General features: G+C 42.6%; 15 protein-coding genes. All 15 read left to right on the forward strand.

Annotated elements, in window-relative coordinates:
* Positions 1-28 precede the first annotated feature (28 nt).
* The 15 genes from K1I80_RS03020 (at position 29) to K1I80_RS03090 (ending at position 16,543) form a co-directional block, all read left to right on the forward strand.
* Positions 29-391, forward strand: a complete 363-nt coding sequence (locus K1I80_RS03020) for a hypothetical protein (RefSeq protein WP_020992704.1) — start codon at positions 29-31, stop codon at positions 389-391.
* Positions 336-2,720 carry a VirB4-like conjugal transfer ATPase, CD1110 family gene (locus K1I80_RS03025; RefSeq protein ID WP_223312936.1) on the forward strand — a complete coding sequence of 795 codons (2,385 nt, stop codon included), beginning with the start codon at positions 336-338 and terminating at the stop codon, positions 2,718-2,720. The genes K1I80_RS03020 and K1I80_RS03025 overlap by 56 nt, the downstream gene beginning before the upstream one ends.
* Before the next feature lie 21 nt (positions 2,721-2,741).
* A complete protein-coding gene (locus tag K1I80_RS03030) occupies positions 2,742-5,453 on the forward strand; it encodes a phage tail tip lysozyme (RefSeq protein ID WP_223312935.1) in 2,712 nt (903 codons plus the stop codon).
* Positions 5,454-5,468: 15 nt separating this feature from the next.
* A complete protein-coding gene (locus tag K1I80_RS03035) occupies positions 5,469-6,068 on the forward strand; it encodes a hypothetical protein (protein WP_223338993.1) in 600 nt (199 codons plus the stop codon).
* Positions 6,065-6,730: a hypothetical protein gene (locus K1I80_RS03040; protein WP_223312933.1), complete on the forward strand. Its 666-nt coding sequence runs from the start codon at positions 6,065-6,067 to the stop codon at positions 6,728-6,730. Before K1I80_RS03035 ends, K1I80_RS03040 begins: the two co-directional genes overlap by 4 nt.
* A gap of 15 nt (positions 6,731-6,745) precedes the next feature.
* Entirely contained in the window at positions 6,746-6,991 is a 246-nt protein-coding gene (locus K1I80_RS03045) for a hypothetical protein (protein ID WP_223312932.1), read from the forward strand.
* Complete coding sequence (locus tag K1I80_RS03050; RefSeq protein ID WP_223312931.1) at positions 6,991-7,800, forward strand: hypothetical protein; 810 nt, start codon at positions 6,991-6,993, stop codon at positions 7,798-7,800. Before K1I80_RS03045 ends, K1I80_RS03050 begins: the two co-directional genes overlap by 1 nt.
* Before the next feature lie 44 nt (positions 7,801-7,844).
* Positions 7,845-8,561 (forward strand): LPXTG cell wall anchor domain-containing protein, encoded by a 717-nt coding sequence (locus tag K1I80_RS03055; protein WP_223312930.1) that lies wholly within the window; start codon positions 7,845-7,847, stop codon positions 8,559-8,561.
* 44 nt (positions 8,562-8,605) lie between these two features.
* Positions 8,606-9,142 (forward strand): hypothetical protein, encoded by a 537-nt coding sequence (locus tag K1I80_RS03060; RefSeq protein WP_223312929.1) that lies wholly within the window; start codon positions 8,606-8,608, stop codon positions 9,140-9,142.
* Positions 9,139-10,971, forward strand: a complete 1,833-nt coding sequence (locus K1I80_RS03065) for a VirD4-like conjugal transfer protein, CD1115 family (RefSeq protein ID WP_223312928.1) — start codon at positions 9,139-9,141, stop codon at positions 10,969-10,971. The genes K1I80_RS03060 and K1I80_RS03065 overlap by 4 nt, the downstream gene beginning before the upstream one ends.
* 12 nt (positions 10,972-10,983) lie before the next feature.
* Positions 10,984-11,349 carry a hypothetical protein gene (locus tag K1I80_RS03070; RefSeq protein ID WP_223312927.1) on the forward strand — a complete coding sequence of 122 codons (366 nt, stop codon included), beginning with the start codon at positions 10,984-10,986 and terminating at the stop codon, positions 11,347-11,349.
* A 14-nt stretch (positions 11,350-11,363) separates the two neighbouring features.
* Positions 11,364-14,033, forward strand: coding sequence for an ArdC-like ssDNA-binding domain-containing protein (locus tag K1I80_RS03075; protein WP_223312926.1), 2,670 nt, complete (start codon positions 11,364-11,366; stop codon positions 14,031-14,033).
* Positions 14,034-14,078: 45 nt separating this feature from the next.
* A complete protein-coding gene (locus K1I80_RS03080; protein ID WP_223312925.1) occupies positions 14,079-14,324 on the forward strand; it encodes a hypothetical protein in 246 nt (81 codons plus the stop codon).
* A 251-nt stretch (positions 14,325-14,575) separates the two neighbouring features.
* Positions 14,576-14,923, forward strand: a complete 348-nt coding sequence (locus K1I80_RS03085) for a plasmid mobilization protein (RefSeq protein WP_223312924.1) — start codon at positions 14,576-14,578, stop codon at positions 14,921-14,923.
* A complete protein-coding gene (locus tag K1I80_RS03090) occupies positions 14,924-16,543 on the forward strand; it encodes a relaxase/mobilization nuclease domain-containing protein (RefSeq protein WP_223312923.1) in 1,620 nt (539 codons plus the stop codon).
* Positions 16,544-17,058 lie beyond the last annotated feature (515 nt).

Here is a 17,058-nt window from a genome sequence, read left to right on the forward strand (position 1 = left end):
GCTAAAAAACAGAATGAGAGGTTTTGGTTTGGAAAAATTAGGCAGTGAATTTCTTAAGGAATTTGGGGACTATGAGCGCCCTGTTTTTCTAAGGCGAACTCTAAGACAGCTAGTTATGACTGGTGGGATTGTCTTAGGTGTAGCTCTGGGAGTTTTGTTGAATTGGCTGGGCTTCCCAGATGTATTTAACTATTTAGTAACTGGAATTATTATTGGTCCTTGTTTTTTGTATGGAACTAAGAAAAACAAAATTCTGAAAGAGCGTTTAATCTTTCAGTTAATCAATCAAAAACGGTCTTATATGACTGAATATGGAGGAGAGGAGACAAGACACTATGAGTTTACTCAATCAGCTTCCGTTCAGGAAGCGGACGGTCCAGACGGCTACTGAACGTAGCCGTCAAATTCGTTTGCGGAAGGAATTTAAAAGGAAGCCTTCAACACAGAACAGCATTTACTTTACCAGTCAGTTTGAGACTGGAATCATGCACATTGCAGAAAACTGGTATTCCCGAACATACCGGCTGGGAGATGTTGCCTATACAACGGCTAGCACAGAGGACAAGTTGGATATTATTGACAGCTATGGAGAGGCACTGAACTCTCTGGATGCTGGAGATAATTTTCAGCTCCTGGTGATTAATAGACGGGTGGACAATCAGACAGTCCGCAAGGTTCTCTATGAGCCTGCAGGAGATTGTAACGATATCTACCGAGATGAATATAATGATATTATTCAGGATCGATTTTCTTTGGATGCCAAAAACTTCAAGGTGGAGAAGTATATCACCTTGGCCACAGAGGCCTATGAGAAGAACCTCGCAGATACTCAACTTCAGGAAATGGGAACCCTGGTAGAAAATGAATTGCAGGCGATGAATATTAGCCTGAAGAAGCTCTCAGGTGTAGAGCGGCTGGGGATCTTTAACTTCCTACTCAGACAACAGCCTTATTTTGCTTACACCTACAAAGACATTGCCTTGTCTGGTTTAGCCGCTAAAAACTTTATTGTTCCCAATCGGATTGAGTTTCATGAAAACTTTATGAAGATTGATGAACAATTCGCTAAGGTCCTCTATGTCCGAGATTATCCGAACTTCTTATCCGATAAGCTTATCAAGAGTTTTTGTGATATTGGTATAGAGCTGGCTGTCTCAATTCATGTTGCTCCTCGAGAATTAGGGGAAGTAGGAAAAGAACTATCTAATGAGCAGTCAGTGGCTCAAGAGGAAATGGTCCGTAGTCAGAAGGAAGGATTCCAGATTGGAATTGACCCAGGGTTAGCTGTTTCTGGAAGAGCTGTGGAAGCTAGTGAGACGACTCAGAAGTGGAAAGATAAGGTCAATGAGGATCAGAAAATTTTCAATGGGGTTATCACGGTTTACTTTGTGGCAGACAGCCTGGAAGAGCTGCAACAAAGCACCAAGAAAGTACAGGCAGCTGGCCGCAAGCTTGGTGTGGACTTGGAAGAAACCTATTATCATCAGGAGAATGGGCTAAATACTATTCTACCGATTGGTAAGCCATTCCTTGAAGTTAAAAAGGAGTTTATGCGCCCTTTTACGACGTCCAACGTGGTAACGCAGGTCCCCTTTACTAATGTGGACCTGCAGTCTGACAGTCCAAAGGCTCTCTATTATGGGCAAAATCAGCTTAGTAAAAATCTGATTACTTTGGACCGGCAGCGGGACCTCAATGCTGCGAATGGCATGTCTATCGGTACATCGGGGTCAGGGAAGGGGATGACGAATAAAACAACGGAAATCATCCCCGCTTATTTGAAGTATCTCAAGGATCGCTTTATTATTGTGGATCCTGAAGATGAATACAGTGACATTTCGGAGGCCTTGGGCGGCCAGGTCATCAATCTGTCTCTTAAATCTAGCAGCCATATCAACCTACTAGATTTGACACAGACGGATCAGGTCTTATATGATGACAAGGGTCAAGAAATTGACAGTGTGGCCGATAAGGCTAATCTCCTCATGGCTCTCTTTGAGTCTATTCTCCAGGAGGTTTCAGATGATGACTTTGATATTATCGATGAAGTCACAAGAGAAGTCTATCAGCGTTGCGACAAGCCGACGCTGGCGGATTGGCATGATGTTCTTCTGGAACGGCCGGAAGAAGAAGCGCAGAAGCTGGCCAGACGGTCCCGTCCCTATGCAAAGGGAAGTTTTAATCTCTTTGCCCATCAGACCAATGTCAATCTGAACAATCGGCTGGTGGTATTCAATCTCAAGGGGCTAGATAAGAAGCTCAAGCCCTTTGCTCTCTTGGTACTGCAAGATTTTATCTGGCAGCAGGTTATCCAGTACCAGGGCAAGGAAACCATCCGGCTGTACTGGGATGAACTGCATCTGACCTTCCGAAACCAGACAGACGCAGCCTTCTTTGCGGAACTTTGGGCTCGTATCCGGAAGTACGGTGCGATTCCGACAGGCATTACCCAGAACCCAGGTACTATCCTAGCCTGGGAAGAAGGTCGGAACCTGATGTCTAATACTGAGTTCTTTATCTTACTCAAGATGAAAGACCAGGACATTGAAGCCCTGCGAGCTGTAGTGGATATTCCAGATGCCATGCTTCGCTATATCAGGCGACCAAAAGAAAAGGGAAGCGGGCTAATTATAGCAGGGGAAACGGTTGTTCCGTTCGAGAACAAAATCCCTGACGATACCAAGCTGTATGAATTGACGCAGACAGATGCAGTTTTGTGATAGACAGAAAGGAGCTAGAAAATGGCAGAACACGAACCTTGGACAGAAAGGGGGAGAATAAAACAGGAAGCAGGCCAGAAGATCTCTGAGCATTACGAAGTGAGCAAGCGCCAGGGTTTGAAACAAGCCAAGAGCGCTGTCAAAGACAGTAAACAAACCCTAAAAGAAGCTAAGACCGAGCATAAAGCGACGGTTAAATCTAAGAAAAGCACAGCTGAGACGCAGGAGAAGCTGCACCAGGCCAAACATAACCTGAAAGTGGATAAGCGGGCCCAGAAGGCCGCTTACAACCGAGTAGGCGGCACGAAAAAGGAAAAATTAGCCCGAGGCGGCCACCAGGTTATCAGGCGGATGGGTGAGGCAGCCTGGCAGGGGAATGAAACCCTAGAAGACATCGCAGATGCTCGTCAAAAAATCAGGGGCATCCATGCAAGTATTCAACAAAGCAAGCGGATAGCCAAGGCAAGCAAGACTGTTTCAAAGGGGCTAGTGAAAGGCTCTTATGGCCTCGTAAACCGAGGTTATAACCTGTTGCGGGGTCGAGGATTTACTCGAACAGTTGTTGGGGAACGATGGGAAGTCAAAGCAGCCAAACGGCTCAGGGCTTTTCGTCACCGACTTAAATTTTCTAAAGCCGGTAAGTCTGTGCGAGGAACAGGAAAAGTTTTGAATTTCCTAACAAAGCCCCTGCAGGTGATTTTGAAAAATCCGTTGTCACTTAAAGCCTATATCGTAGGCTTTTTTCTTATCCTCTTTTTCGCTATCTTTTTAGGAAATCCAAGCCCAGTCCAGCAGGATGAATGGGAATTAAATCAATCATGGATCTATCTGACAGAATTGGATCGGAACGCTTCTAACGACAAAGTAGACTACTGGTCCAATATTGATGATGTGGTCTTTTACATGAATTACCGTTATAAGAACTATAAGCTGTCAGATATTTATGATGACGGCAGTAATAGCTTGAAAAACAGGACTAATCCATCGGCCACTCGGAAAGATACCAGCGAACAACTCACCTACAAAGATTTGCTGCGCCAGATCTGGCATGGTCTCAATGATGATCCTCAGAAACTGGAGACTATGAAAGATTTGTATACCAATGAGCAAGCTACTACCTACTATCTTGGAGAAAAAGCCTTGAAAGAGTATGAAGAGCTTCTGAAACAATCGGACGAGTTGGGTCGCTATATGGCTTATCAGGACTTGGAAAATCCTTTCTATAGTTCCCAGGATGCTGAATACAACAATCCTCTCCTCATTACTCGTCGCTTTGGTTATGATCCCAAAGATAAGATGTATAATGGCACTGTTATACAAGTCAATCAGGGGCAGACCTTGAAATCTTCCTTTGGAGGAAAGATAAAAATTAAGGGAAGTGATGTAATTATCGCTAGCTCAAACCGAGAACTAACTTATAAGAAAGTCAATGGAATTCGAGTCAAGGATGGTGAGCAGGTTTCGGCCGGTCAGGAATTGGGGACAGTATCCAGCCAGGGCGGCCAGGAGTTTTATTATCGGAAATATCGTCGATACGACGATAAAGATAAAAAGGATGAATGGATATGGGTCAACCCTGGCTTTTACTTTGAGAAAGTAAAATATAACCAGACAACCTCAGTCCTTTCTAATATTGAATTTTCTGGGGATGTTGCTCAGAGGGTTCAAGAAACATACAAACTTTTAAAGCAGTATAAACCTAATATCACTAAGAATGGTGCTGCAGCTATTATGGGAAATTTTCTAACGGAGAGTAATATCACTTCCAAACGAGCTGAGGGAGATTACCTTAACCCGCCTATTGGTGCCTCTGACGGATCCTGGGATGATGAAGCATGGCTTTCAATGAGCGGGCCAAGCATTTACGGTGGTGGCTATGACAATATCCTACGTCGTGGCCTTGGTCTGGGTCAGTGGACGGATACAAAAGACGGCTCTACTCGACACACTTTGCTTTTAGATTTTGCGAAAAATAAGAATAAAAAATGGCATAATTTGGAGCTACAAATCCAATTTATGTTTGAGGGTGATAGTCCTTATTACATTGAGACAGTGAACCGTATTAGCGAAAGTAATGATGATATCGAAAAATTGACCAAAGAATTTCTTGTGTATTGGGAAGGGAATCCTGGAGATAAACTGCTCCAGCGTCAAGATAGTGCTAAGCAGGTCCTTTCTTATTTGGAAGGTGGTGGAAGCGGAGGAGCTTCCTTTATCAAACCAAACGGCAAATACGCTCCAATTTTTAATACAGATTATTGGGTCATGCAGCCGTATGGCTTCACACCGTGGTCATCAGGAGCCGGTGGTGGTCTTTACGGGCCATCTGGTGGGAAGCATACAGGTGTCGATCTGGCACCGTTAAGCGTTCAATATGGGACGGCAGCACTTCCTGCAGATGTACCAGTCTATTCCATTACAAACGGGAAAGTCTACAATACAGGCTTCTCTGCAGTCGGTGGATATCAAATTACAATTATCCCAGAAGGAACTGATCAGTATTTATATTACGGTCATTTGAAGGAGCAACCGAACTTGGCACCTGGTACAGAAGTCAAGGCTGGTCAACAAATCGCACTATTGGGTAATTCTGGAATGACAACGATCTATCACGTTCATCTAGAAATTAGCCCGACTCCAGCGATTGGTACAGCAGCCAGTCCGGATCCGTCCTTCCTGATAACTGGAGGATCCCCACTGGTACAAAGCCAGCAGATAAAAGTAAATCAATAATTAGAAAGGTAAAATATGATTGATGAAAAGAAAGTTAAGATGTTAGTTTGGGTCGCCCTAGCTGGAATAGTTCTATTTTTCTTGCTTATTCTAAGTTTTTTTCTGAAAGGCCCGTCTAAAAGAACAAGCAATAATTTAGATAACAGTTTACGAGAAGAGCAGGTCACAGATTTCTTAGAAGCCTATTTCAATAAGGATAAAGTTGGTTCCAATCGAAAGGATTATCAGCCCTATCTAACTAAAGGAGCTTATCAGGAAGAAATAGGCAAGGAAGAAAATCCAGCTTTCCAAGCCTATACGTCCTATATGCAGAACTATCAATATAAGTCTACAAAACTCTATTTTGGTTCTGAGGAACCAGTTGTCTTTGCAACGGTAAGCTATCAATTTGATAGTGTCAACCAGTTGAAAGAGAATGAAAAGCAAAAGAAGATCACCTCAACGGCTAATTATAGTCTAAAACTGACCTATAAACAGACTGAGGGCAAATGGTTGGTTGATAAAATTGAGATTGTCAATCTTAATCCCATATCGGAAAGCGGTCAAAAGCAAGATGAATATGCGCCAGGAGTAATTGATTTAAACAAGATGAATGTAGAGGAGAATCAGGAATGATCGATATAAAGCAGTCTAAAAAATTTCAGAGAATGGTTTTGGTTGTTGCTACAGTCATTCTTTTTCTGATCGGGTACGGTATTGGAGGTAGGAATAAAACAGTTGATACCTCTGGTAAAACGAAAACGACTACTAGCCAAAAGGAACAGACCGTAACAAACCAAAAGGGAGAATTAAGCCAGAAGCAAGTCAAGGAATTTTTGGTGGCTTACTTTACCAAAAAGGATCTAGAGGAAAACCGGGAGCGGTATCGTCCTTTCATGACGAAAGGTCTCTATACATCAGAGGTTAACCAGGAAGATAAGGCCGTTAATCAAGCCTATAAGGGCTATGTTGTGGACTATGTTTTCCAGAGCGCTCAGATTTATATTGATCAGGAGAACCTAACGGCTATTGCTCAGGTGAGATATAGCAATACGCTCCTAACTAAGAAAAACAATTATGATAAAGCCCAAACTAATGTAGCCAACGAAACGACACTCAAACTAACCTACAGTAAACAAGATGGCAAGTTCTTACTCAATAATAAGGAGCAGATGCTTCTCACGTCCAATACAGGGACATCTAGTAGTTATCCTGATTATGGATCCTTGAAGGAGGACTCAGAAAGCTCCTCTAGCTCCTCAGAAGAAACAAGCGAGTCAAGTAACAAACAAGAATAGAAAGGAACAAATAACATGGTGAAAAAGAAATCTATTCAGGATCTGGAGAAGAAGCTCCAGCGCCTGGAACAAGAGAAAATTAAGGTACAAAAGCAGCAAATCGAGCTCAAGAAGAAAGAAAAGGATATAGAGCAGACCATTACTCAGGCCAAGGCAGAGTACGTGACTGCTCTACTCAGTCAGTCCAATACTTCTCTGGACGATTTGAAAGGCCTCCTACTGGATGAAAGTGGGAAGCCAGAGGAAGGTGGTGAGAGCTGATGTTTTTAGCTCAGAATGTAGCTGGAGGAAGCCAGCAGCAATTTCCTAGCAGAGATCAGCTGTTGGGCTTTCTTGAGCAGGAAAATGCAAAAGTGAAGAGTTTGGAACAGGAAACGCATCTGACCTTGATGCAGGTAACGGAAGCAGGAGAAATCCTGCAGAAGAAGCGGGTCAGCTTGCCATTTGTAGAAACAGTAGAAGAATTGCTGCAGGAATTTGGTTTTGTTCAGACAGATCAAAAAAAGAAGTTCCCTTCTTTCTTTAAACTGGAAAAATCTGTTCCTCAGTCAGATGCAGAGCAGCAGGCTACTTCAAAGGCTGCCGCAGAAGCTCCTAGAAGCCTTCTCAGCTCGCTTAAGTTCTTAGCGCCGATATTTCTCCTAATTCTTCTTTTAGGCGGTTATACAGTTGTTTTAGGTGGCCAAAACAAGCAGCTAAAAAACCAGATTACAGACCTAAAGAACCAGGTTGGAACTCTATCCAATCTGCAAGAAGCAGGCTCTAAGGTAGATGTCTTTGGCCGTTATTTTGTGGCTACTCTCTTTGCCAATAATAAGGAGCAGGTCCAGCAATATCTCAATGCAGATATGCAGAAGAAAATTGAGGTCAAAGATGGTCAGCTTCAGTCTACTGTCTTTGAGTCCATCAAACCTAAAGGCAAGGGCTACGAGGTGACCTATGTTCTCTATGTCAATCAAGAAAACAGCGTCCGTCTAGTCCGCTTGACATTTGATGTTGTGGCGGACGAAGACAGTCGCTTTGGCTGGCTCGTTACCAGCCAGCCGACTGAAAGTCTCTATCCAGGATAGAGACACGGTATCTAACTATCAACAATAGAAAAGGAAAATCAATTATGAAAAAAACAACTATTTACTCAACTTTATTACTCACTTCATTAGCTTTAAATCAGGCTGTTTTGGCAGATGAAATCATCGCTCCAGCTGGAGATCAGCCAGGTATTGTGTCTCCAACTGAACCAAGTCAGCCAGTCATTCCAACTGCCCCTGTAACAGTTGTCCCTGTGGAGCCAACAACATCTGATACAGCTACTCCAGGAGAAACAGAAGAAACTAAACCAGTGCAGCCGACGGAGCCTGTGCCTCCAGTCCAGCCTGGCCAACCTACTGATCCAGTGCTTCCACTTCCTGATCAGCCAACGCAGCCAAAGCCAAAGACTCCAGAAACTCCGACAGAACCAAGTCAGCCTAAAGAAGTAGAGCAATCAAGTCAAACCAGCCAAGCTCCTGCAGCAACTAATCCTAGTGCTCCAGTGACTCCTATTGTTCGCTCTAGTGCTTCGACAGATCCTGCAGGTGATCAGCCAATTATTGATGTTCCCTCATCTTCTGAAAAGCCTGCAGAGGAAGTAGTTATCACTCCAAAAAGCCAAACTCAGTCCTCAGAAACGGCAGAGAAAACAACTGAACAAAAGGAGGGCGAGCAAACTCTAGATCGACTGCCAGATACCGGAACAGCTGACAGCTCACTTCTGAGCTTCCTGGGAGCAGCAGCTCTGGGCTTGGTTGGTCTTATTCTTCACAAGAAGCAAAAGAAAAACAGCAGCGTCTAAGAGGATGCTGCTGTTTCTATTTACAAAGAAAGGAGCTATAACGGATGGAGCAAGAAAGAACCATCTTTCAGGTTAAAGATGTGTCAAAACTAACCGGAGAGATGCTGCTGAAGATGCTGGCCTATATGGTTGAGTACATGACAGACCAGGGGCAGAAGTACATGAAACGGCAACGATACGGTGCGGAAACCCGATGGAACCAGTTTATGGCCAGCGATAGTGCCAAGGAAGTGAAAACTTTCTTGAGCAATGAGGTCAACTTGGATAAGCTCAAGGCTTATCTGGAAGAGTATAAAATAGGTTTTGCCACTCAGGCTCTAAAGGATAACCGAGTTATGCTGGCCTTTGAGGTCAAGAATAAGGAACTAGTCAAAAAAGCCTATGAACAGTTCCTGACCGACTTGACCAGTCCTCAGGAGACTAAGAAGCTCAATCAGGAATTGCTGAAGAGTCCTGAAAACATGAACCTTGAGGAAAAAATCACTCATTTCAAGGTTCAAGAGCAGGTGAAAATCCAAGCAGTTGCAGAGAAAGCACCAAAGATTACCAAACCAAGCCCAAGTAAGGAGGTTAGCAAATGACTGAACGAAAACCAATGCCGTATGTCATCACAGCAGGGATTTTATTTTATTGTCTGCACTGGCTGGCTAAGCTTTTTGAGATGTCTCCAGATACAGCAGTTAACGATGAATTCGGTCTAGCTAAATTTGATTGGATGGCGGAACATTGGTCAGATAAATCTTTAATCGATATTCAGTTTACGTCTCTATCTTTGACTGCTGGGTTTATTGGAGTTCTGGCCGCCTTTTTCTTCTTTACTCGCAAACAGGATAAGGGAGTTTACCGAACTGGAGAAGAACACGGAACAGCTCGTTTTGCAACCGTAGAGGAGCTGGCTAGCTTTCAGGATCAGGATCCAGAGAAAAACATGATTTTTACACAGCGAGCTCAGATGGGCCTCTTTAATCAACGTTTGCCCTACAACAAGCATATCAACAAGAATGCCCTAGTTATCGGGGGAACTGGTGACTGGAAAACTCGCTCTTTTGGTAAACCCAATATGATGCAGCTTAATTCTAGTTATGTGTTTACAGACACAAAAGGAATGGTCATTCATGAAGTTGGCACTATTTTGAAAGAGGGAGAGTATAAAATTAAAGTGTTTGACTTGATTAGGCTTTCTAATACGGATGGCTTCAATGTGTTTCGTTATATGAATAAAGAGACAGATATAGATAAGGTGTCAGAAGCGATTATCAATGCGACAAAGCGTTCTGATAATCAAGGGGAAGATTTCTGGGCCCAGGCAGAGGCCTTTCTGACCAGATCTTTGATTGGGTATCTATACTTTGATGGAAAAGTTCTAGGCAAGTATGAGCCAAACTTGGCTCAAGTAGCCGATCTGTTACGCTTCCTGAAGCGGACTGATCCGGAGATTGAAAGTCCGGTTGAGGAAATGTTTAAGCAGCTCGAAGAGGAGTTGCCAGGTAACTATGCTAATAAGCAGTTCCAGCTCTTTATGAAGAACTTTGGAGGTCAAACTTTGATGTCTGTCCTAGCTATTATTTCCAGTCGATTTTCCGTTTTTGACCATGACGATGTGAGAAAGATTGTTCAGCGGGATACCATGGAGATTGAAAAGTGGCAGTTGGAGAAAACAGCGGTCTTTATTCACATTCCTGAGACGGACAAGTCCTATCAATTCTTATCCTCACTATTGTTTACAACAATCTTTGATACCTCTATTCGTGTAGTTGATTCAATTTTAAAAGGAGAGCATGAAACGGCTAAAAAAGATAATTTGGTACACCTGCAGATCTATGGAGATGAAGCTGCTCAAATTGGTAAAATTCCATTGCTTCCTCAAGTAATCTCTGTTATCCGTACTCGTGAAATTTCCATAAAGTTGATGTTTCAATCTCATAGTCAGCTAGAGGAGCTTTACGGTGAAAAAAACACAAAGATAATTATCAATAACTGCGGAGCGATTCTTTACTTAGGATCTAATGATCCAGACACGCTAAAGAATATGTCGGATCGAACAGGTGCGCAGACTATTCAGCAGACCAAGACTTCTAAAAGCTATGGCCAACATGGTTCTTCGAGTGAGTCCACAGATAGCCTCAAGAGGGAACTGCTTGATTATCACGAAGTCGCAACCGTTGCCTTGGATGAAGCACTGCTTTTCTTGAATCGGCAGAATGTCTTCCGGGATAAGAAATACCGACTAGAGGAGCATCCACGTTACGGAAGCCATGCAGACAGTCCAACTGACGCTAACTGGTACACATATAAGCGCTACATGTCAGACATTGAGGAATGGCTGGAGAATGTCGAGCTAAGTAACCAGGTTGAGATCAGCATGGAAGAACTGGAAGAAATCGCTCTGCCTTGGGACTTGAGCGCATAGAAAGGAAATGATATGTACGATTTTATGTTTAAGAGCGACAAACAACCTCAAAAACCAACTTATGGAGTTGGTTTTTTTGAGGGCATTGAGGAGCAAATACCTGGAGGGGTATTATTGAGAGCTGCGGTATCTGCTACAAAAGAAGGAACTGCAGATCAATCTCAGGAAGAGTTTTTGCTGCAGGTGCTTGTGAAAGTTATTCAGGAATTGACTTACCAAGAATTCCAAGAGCTGCAGCCTTATCTATTTTGTTATGATGCAGAACAAACAGCAAAAGTCCCAATAGTTCGGCCGTTGGAAGCAACCCAAGAAGAATTTGAATTAATCCGAGCTACTCCAGAAGATTTCTTCCTAAAGTTGCCTAACCGTGCAGAATAGAAAGGAGGCTGCTTATGGCACGAGTAGAAGAATTGAAAAAGCTATCCATTCTTGATGTCGCAGAGACTTTAGGAATGGAGCTGAAGCGCCAAGGAACGGACAGATATGTCTGGGTTGAGCATGAAAGTTTTGTAATCAGCCCACGTCGCAATATCTTTTCATGGTTTTCTCGTGATGTGAAAGGAGATGTAATTAAGCTTGTCCAGACTATTCGGGAAGAGCAGACAGGAAGCCGGCCATCTTTTAAAACGGCCAAGCACTTCCTGGAGGCAGGAGAGTTTCCAGAAGTGGATATGACCGCTGCACCAGCGCCTAAACTGGCCTTTGAATACAGGCATGAAAGCTATGAGCATGCCAACACCAGCTGGACCAGAGACTATCTGAGAAGGGAGCGGAAGCTATCTGAGGATACAATTACTTTTTTCTTCCAGCAAGGGAGTATAGCTGAAATATCTCATAAAATGAACGATTACTCTGAGCCAGCTATTGTTTTTAAATTCAAAAACAGCCAGGGAAAGGTGATGGGAGCCAGCCTGCAGGGAATTGTCGAAAATCGGGAGAAATATCCTGATAGGGGGTATCTAAAGCGGATATTGAAAAATTCTGATGGCCTTACTGGTTTTTACGCAGACGTTGGCCGACCTAAACGACTTATATTTGCAGAGTCTCCCATCGATGTTATGAGCTATTATCAGCTCCATCCTCAGCTTCAAGACGTCCGTTTAGTGGCTATGGATGGACTCAAGGAAGGTCTTATGAGTTTTCGCTTTGCAGAGCTAGTCAGTGAGCTGCAGGGCAAGACTTATGAGTCAGGGGAGCGAACAGCTAGAGTACTTGAAGCTACAGCTAAAACTTCCACGTTCTTTCAGAGCAATGAGGATTTTATCACTTTGGCTGTAGATAATGACTCTGCAGGGTGGAATTTTATCAGCAAGCTGCAGGAAAAGGGAATCCCTTTTAAGCTAGATATTCCGCCTATTGCTGAAAAAGGGGTTGAAAAAGCTGATTGGAACAGCTTTTTGAAAGAACCACTCCAGGGGCAAGCGGAGCTAGTTCATATCTACAGTTACGATAAAAAGAAAAAAACTGCAGCCTATCAAGGTTACTTTTCAAAAGAGTTGGCTACAGAAAAAGTTGCCCAGTTGACTGTAGGTGATGTGGTCGCTTTCAGTGCCTCTGAAACGCTCTCTAGGGACGAGATAGAGGAATTAGCGGCCAATCAATCACAGACATACCCGCAGCTCTCAGAAGCTAAAGAGAGTACAAAATATGAAGAAAGAATAGAGGGAATATCAATGGCAGATCAACCAAATTTAGAACGTATTACATCCGTTATACGAGGTAATACAGAATATAAGAGCATTGCTGCTTTGTTAGAAGGACTGAGAGAGGAATTAAATGATCCTCTAAATTTAGAAGCGGCAGAGGTCATGGATGAAATTTTAAAAAACAATCCTAATCTTCACGATTTATTGTCAGCTTATGCAGACTCTTTCGTTTTAGGTTCAGTAACAGTAAATGGATATAGTCTAGCAAAAAATGCAGAGATTACATATTTTGAAGCATTAACTTCTGACGGAGAATATTTAGATTTAGATAAATACAAAACCGCAGTTTCAGTTGGTTCTGTAAGTGAGATTGAGTCATCGTTTCAGGAGAAAAGAGCGACTATTGATCAGCTCATTCAGGACAGAGATTTGAAAGGTTTATCTGCTCACCTGAAGGAAGGTGTCAAGAATTATTTCAATTCTGACACCTATAAGGCTTTCCTGAATACGATGAGCAAGCTGAATAACTACTCACTCAATAACCTGTTTCTAATCGTGGCACAGAACCCGAAAGCTTCCGCTGTGGCTTCCTTTAAGGCATGGAAATCATTTGACCGTCATGTCAAGAAAGGAGAGAAGGCACTCAAGATTTGGGCACCCTATCAAGTGACTCGAAAGGACGAAAAAGGCCAACCTGTTTTGGATAAAAAGGGTCAAGAAGTAAAGGATACACGCTTCCGTTTGGTTCCGGTCTTTGATGTCAGTCAAACAGATGGAAAGGAACTTCCTCAGCCAGTTTATGAACTGGAGGGAACTCACCAAGACTATGCTAACCTCTATCGTGCAGCTAAAGAAACTGCAGCTGCTAAAGGTGTTCGTTTAGAAATCTCTAAGGAGCCAATGGAAGCACACGGCTATTATTCACCAACGGAGAATAAGATTGTCATTCGGGCTGGCATGAGTGAGCGGGAGACGTTGAGTACCATCTTTCATGAGATGGCGCATGCAGATTTACACAACCCTAAAGCACTTGAAGGACAGAAGCTGACACGAACTAATAAGGAGCTGCAGGCTGAGTCTGTAGCTTACGTTGTGGCTAATCATTATGGTTTAGATACCAGCTCATACAGTTTTGGCTACCTTGCTAATTGGAGTAAGGAGCCGGATAGTCTGGCCGATCTTGAAGCTCAGCTATCCATCGTCCAAAAGGAAGCTGCAGACCTCATTCATCGTTTAGATACAGCATTTGAAAAATATCAAAACAAGGAAGTGTCCAAGGATCCACTCTCCCAAAAACTAGTAGAGTTTAACGAAAAATGCCATCAGAAGATGGCAGAAAAGGCGGCATCAGAACCCGAAAAAAAATCTCATCCCCAGAAAGGGGACGAGGAGAAGGACAACCAAGCGAGCAAGTAAAAGAACTGCTCAGCTCACTTAATCGTAAACGAAAGGATAACCAAGATGAAAGAAGTAGTTGATGAAACTTTGACCACATATTTTACAACATTCGCACCAGATGTTGTGCTGAAACCAGATGAAGAGTTTTTCAAACTCTCCCGAAAGGCAGCTATACACGAACTCCAAAAGGACCTGAAAGAACAGGAAGAGTTGGAGCTGGAGCTTGCAGAAGATACAACAGAAACAATCGCCTATCTGCAGTCTATTAACGACGCAGAATATGAGCAGTTGAAGGATAACTACCGCTAGGTAGGTATTCAAAATAGGCGAGGCCATTTGAAAAATGGTCCGCTTGTTAAGGTGCGCAGCACCTCACCAGGGGCTTGGGGATTTCCCCAAAGTTTTGAAAGATAGGTTCTCTTATTTGGGTAGGGAAAGCCCAAAGAGAAGAGAGCCTATTCTTTTAAATTTAGCATTTGTAGCTACAAATGCTATGCTTGCCAGAGCAAAGTATATCAAGATGGCAGGTTGCAATCAATCAGGAAGGAGAAAAATTTCCAATGGAAACATACGGAAACAGAGAGCGGTCAATTTTGAGAAGATTTTTTGTAAATGAAAATGAAGATCAGGCCATCCGTCGCAAAATGGGAGAGGCCGGCATCCGAAACTTTTCGACATTTGCCCGCTACATGCTGCTCACTGGCCGAGTTCAAGTTATCAACTTTGAGGAACTGTCCAAACTGCGCCAGGAAATCAACCGAGTCGGGGTCAACATCAACCAAATTGCTCGGCAGGTGAACACAAACGAAGAAGCCAGCAGAGAGGAATTGGTTGCTGTTTTGGAGCAGCTGCAGGAAATTGAGGAGCTGATTGAGGGGAAGATTGAAGAAGCAGAGAAAGGAGAATAGATGGTTGTTACAAAAGCTATTCAGATAAAAAACACAGGTAACTTAAAGAGAGCTGTTAAATATATTTTGGATGAAGCTAAGACAGTAGAGCTGGTCACTAACAGCAACCAATCTTTTCCAGTTATTTTCAAAGATGGGAAGTTGCAGACACAGTTAGTCTCTGGTCATTTGATTGGCCAGGAGCGAAAAGCTGCGGAGGAATTCATTCTGACTAAGAAGCTGGCTGATACTCGTTTTGGACGAAAAGAAACCTCTGACTTGGTGACAGAAAAAGGAGTGCTAGCTCATCATCTGATCCAATCTTTTGATCCGTCGGACAATCTAACAGCAGAGGAAATTCATGAGATAGGGCGCAAGACTGTTTTAGAACTGACGAAGGGAAAACATGAGTTTGTGATTGCAACTCATGTAGACAAAAATCACATTCACAACCATATCATTTTTAATACAACGGATAATAGCACCTTGAAAAAATTCCGTTGGCAAAAGGGAACTAAGCGGAGCCTGGAGAAAATTTCAGACCGTTATGCGGAGCTGGCTGGAGCTAAAATTATTGATCGGAGCGCTCCAAGATTTTCTCATACAAAGTACGCAGCCTATCAGAAAAAGAATGTATTTAAACTTGAGATTAAGTCCCGTTTGAATTTCTTGATTAAGCACTCAACATCCATCGAGGACTTTTTAAAGAAAGCAAAGGCACTGAATTTAGCAGTCAATTTCTCTGGCAAGCATGCCACTTATCGGTTGCTGGACAGTGAGCAGCAACGCAATACTCGTGACAGTACGTTATCTAAAAAAGGTGCTTACACTTTGGCCACGATTGAGAAGCGAGTCAGCCAAAACAAGGCGACCTACTCTCTAGAGGATATCAAGCCAGAGTATGACAAACTGCAGCAAGAGAAGGCAGAAGATTTTGAACAACGTCTCATGATTGAACCTTGGCAAGTTCAAGAAGTTACAGCTGACGGCATCTACCTTGAGATAGACTTTGGGATCCGTAATCATGGCTTGATTAAGGTTCCACATCGGCAAGTAGATCAGCTGGAAGATGGACGTTTTGAACTCTTTGTCCGAAGAAATGATTTCTTTTATTTTCTTAATCCAGATCACTCAGAGAATAACCGTTACATCAAAGGAAATACCCTTATGAAGCAGCTTGCTTATAATAATGGTGAGGTTGTTCTGACTAAAAATCGAAACATCTCTAATCTAGATCAGCTGATTAAAGAGTTTGAGTTCCTAGCTGCTCATGACGTGACCAGTGGCCAACAATTTGAAGAACTCAAGGAACGCTTTATTGAGCAGCTGGACCAAACAGAGGAGACTCTAAAGCAGATTGAGCAGCGACTGATGAAACTCAACAAAGCTGCAGCTGCTTTGTCTGATCTGCAGTCTGACAATCCAGAATACCAGGCGTTAGGTCAGGAAATTCTGGAAAGCTTGGGTTTCCCTTTGACCATTCGAGCGGAGGAACTGGAGAAAGAGATTACTGAAATCAGTGTCGAGCAAGCAGGTCTGCAGCAGAAATATGATGACATTGTTGGAAGCTTTGAAGAGTACCGATCTGTTAAAGATAATAACCAACTCCGGAGAGAGCAAGAACAGGAAAATACATTATAAATTTTTCTAAGGTTTTTAAATTGCTTGACTTATTTAAAATGAGATTGTATGATAATGGTAGAATTATTTATATTATTTTGGAGTTACAAATAAAAAAAGAGAACTGCGGCAACAGCTCTCTCAACTTCAGTAATAATATGATAGCATTCTGTCAGCGTCACCTAACTTTGAAAAAAGTTAGGTGTTTTTTAGGTCGTCAATAATCAACTCTTTTTAGAGTCTTTAATGACTTGACGCACTGAATTAAATAGTGCAATCATGACCATGATAATTTCGTATTGAGTCATGGATAGTACTTCCTTTCATAAAAGAGGAAACAGGTTCTTATACTAGGGATTATCTCATACAGGGAATACTTTTTCATTTTTCTGCTCTTCTTTAAAATTCGGGATTACTGAAGTCTTTCTTAGCGAAATGCCATCATAGCTTAAGTATAATCCAAAAAATTTTTTACGTCAAATTGAAATATTAGATTATTGTTTGATATTTTGTTAAAAGATAAAAAAATTAAATAA

The sequence above is a fragment of the Streptococcus sanguinis genome (assembly GCF_019929225.1).
GTDB classification, from domain to species: domain Bacteria; phylum Bacillota; class Bacilli; order Lactobacillales; family Streptococcaceae; genus Streptococcus; species Streptococcus sanguinis_J.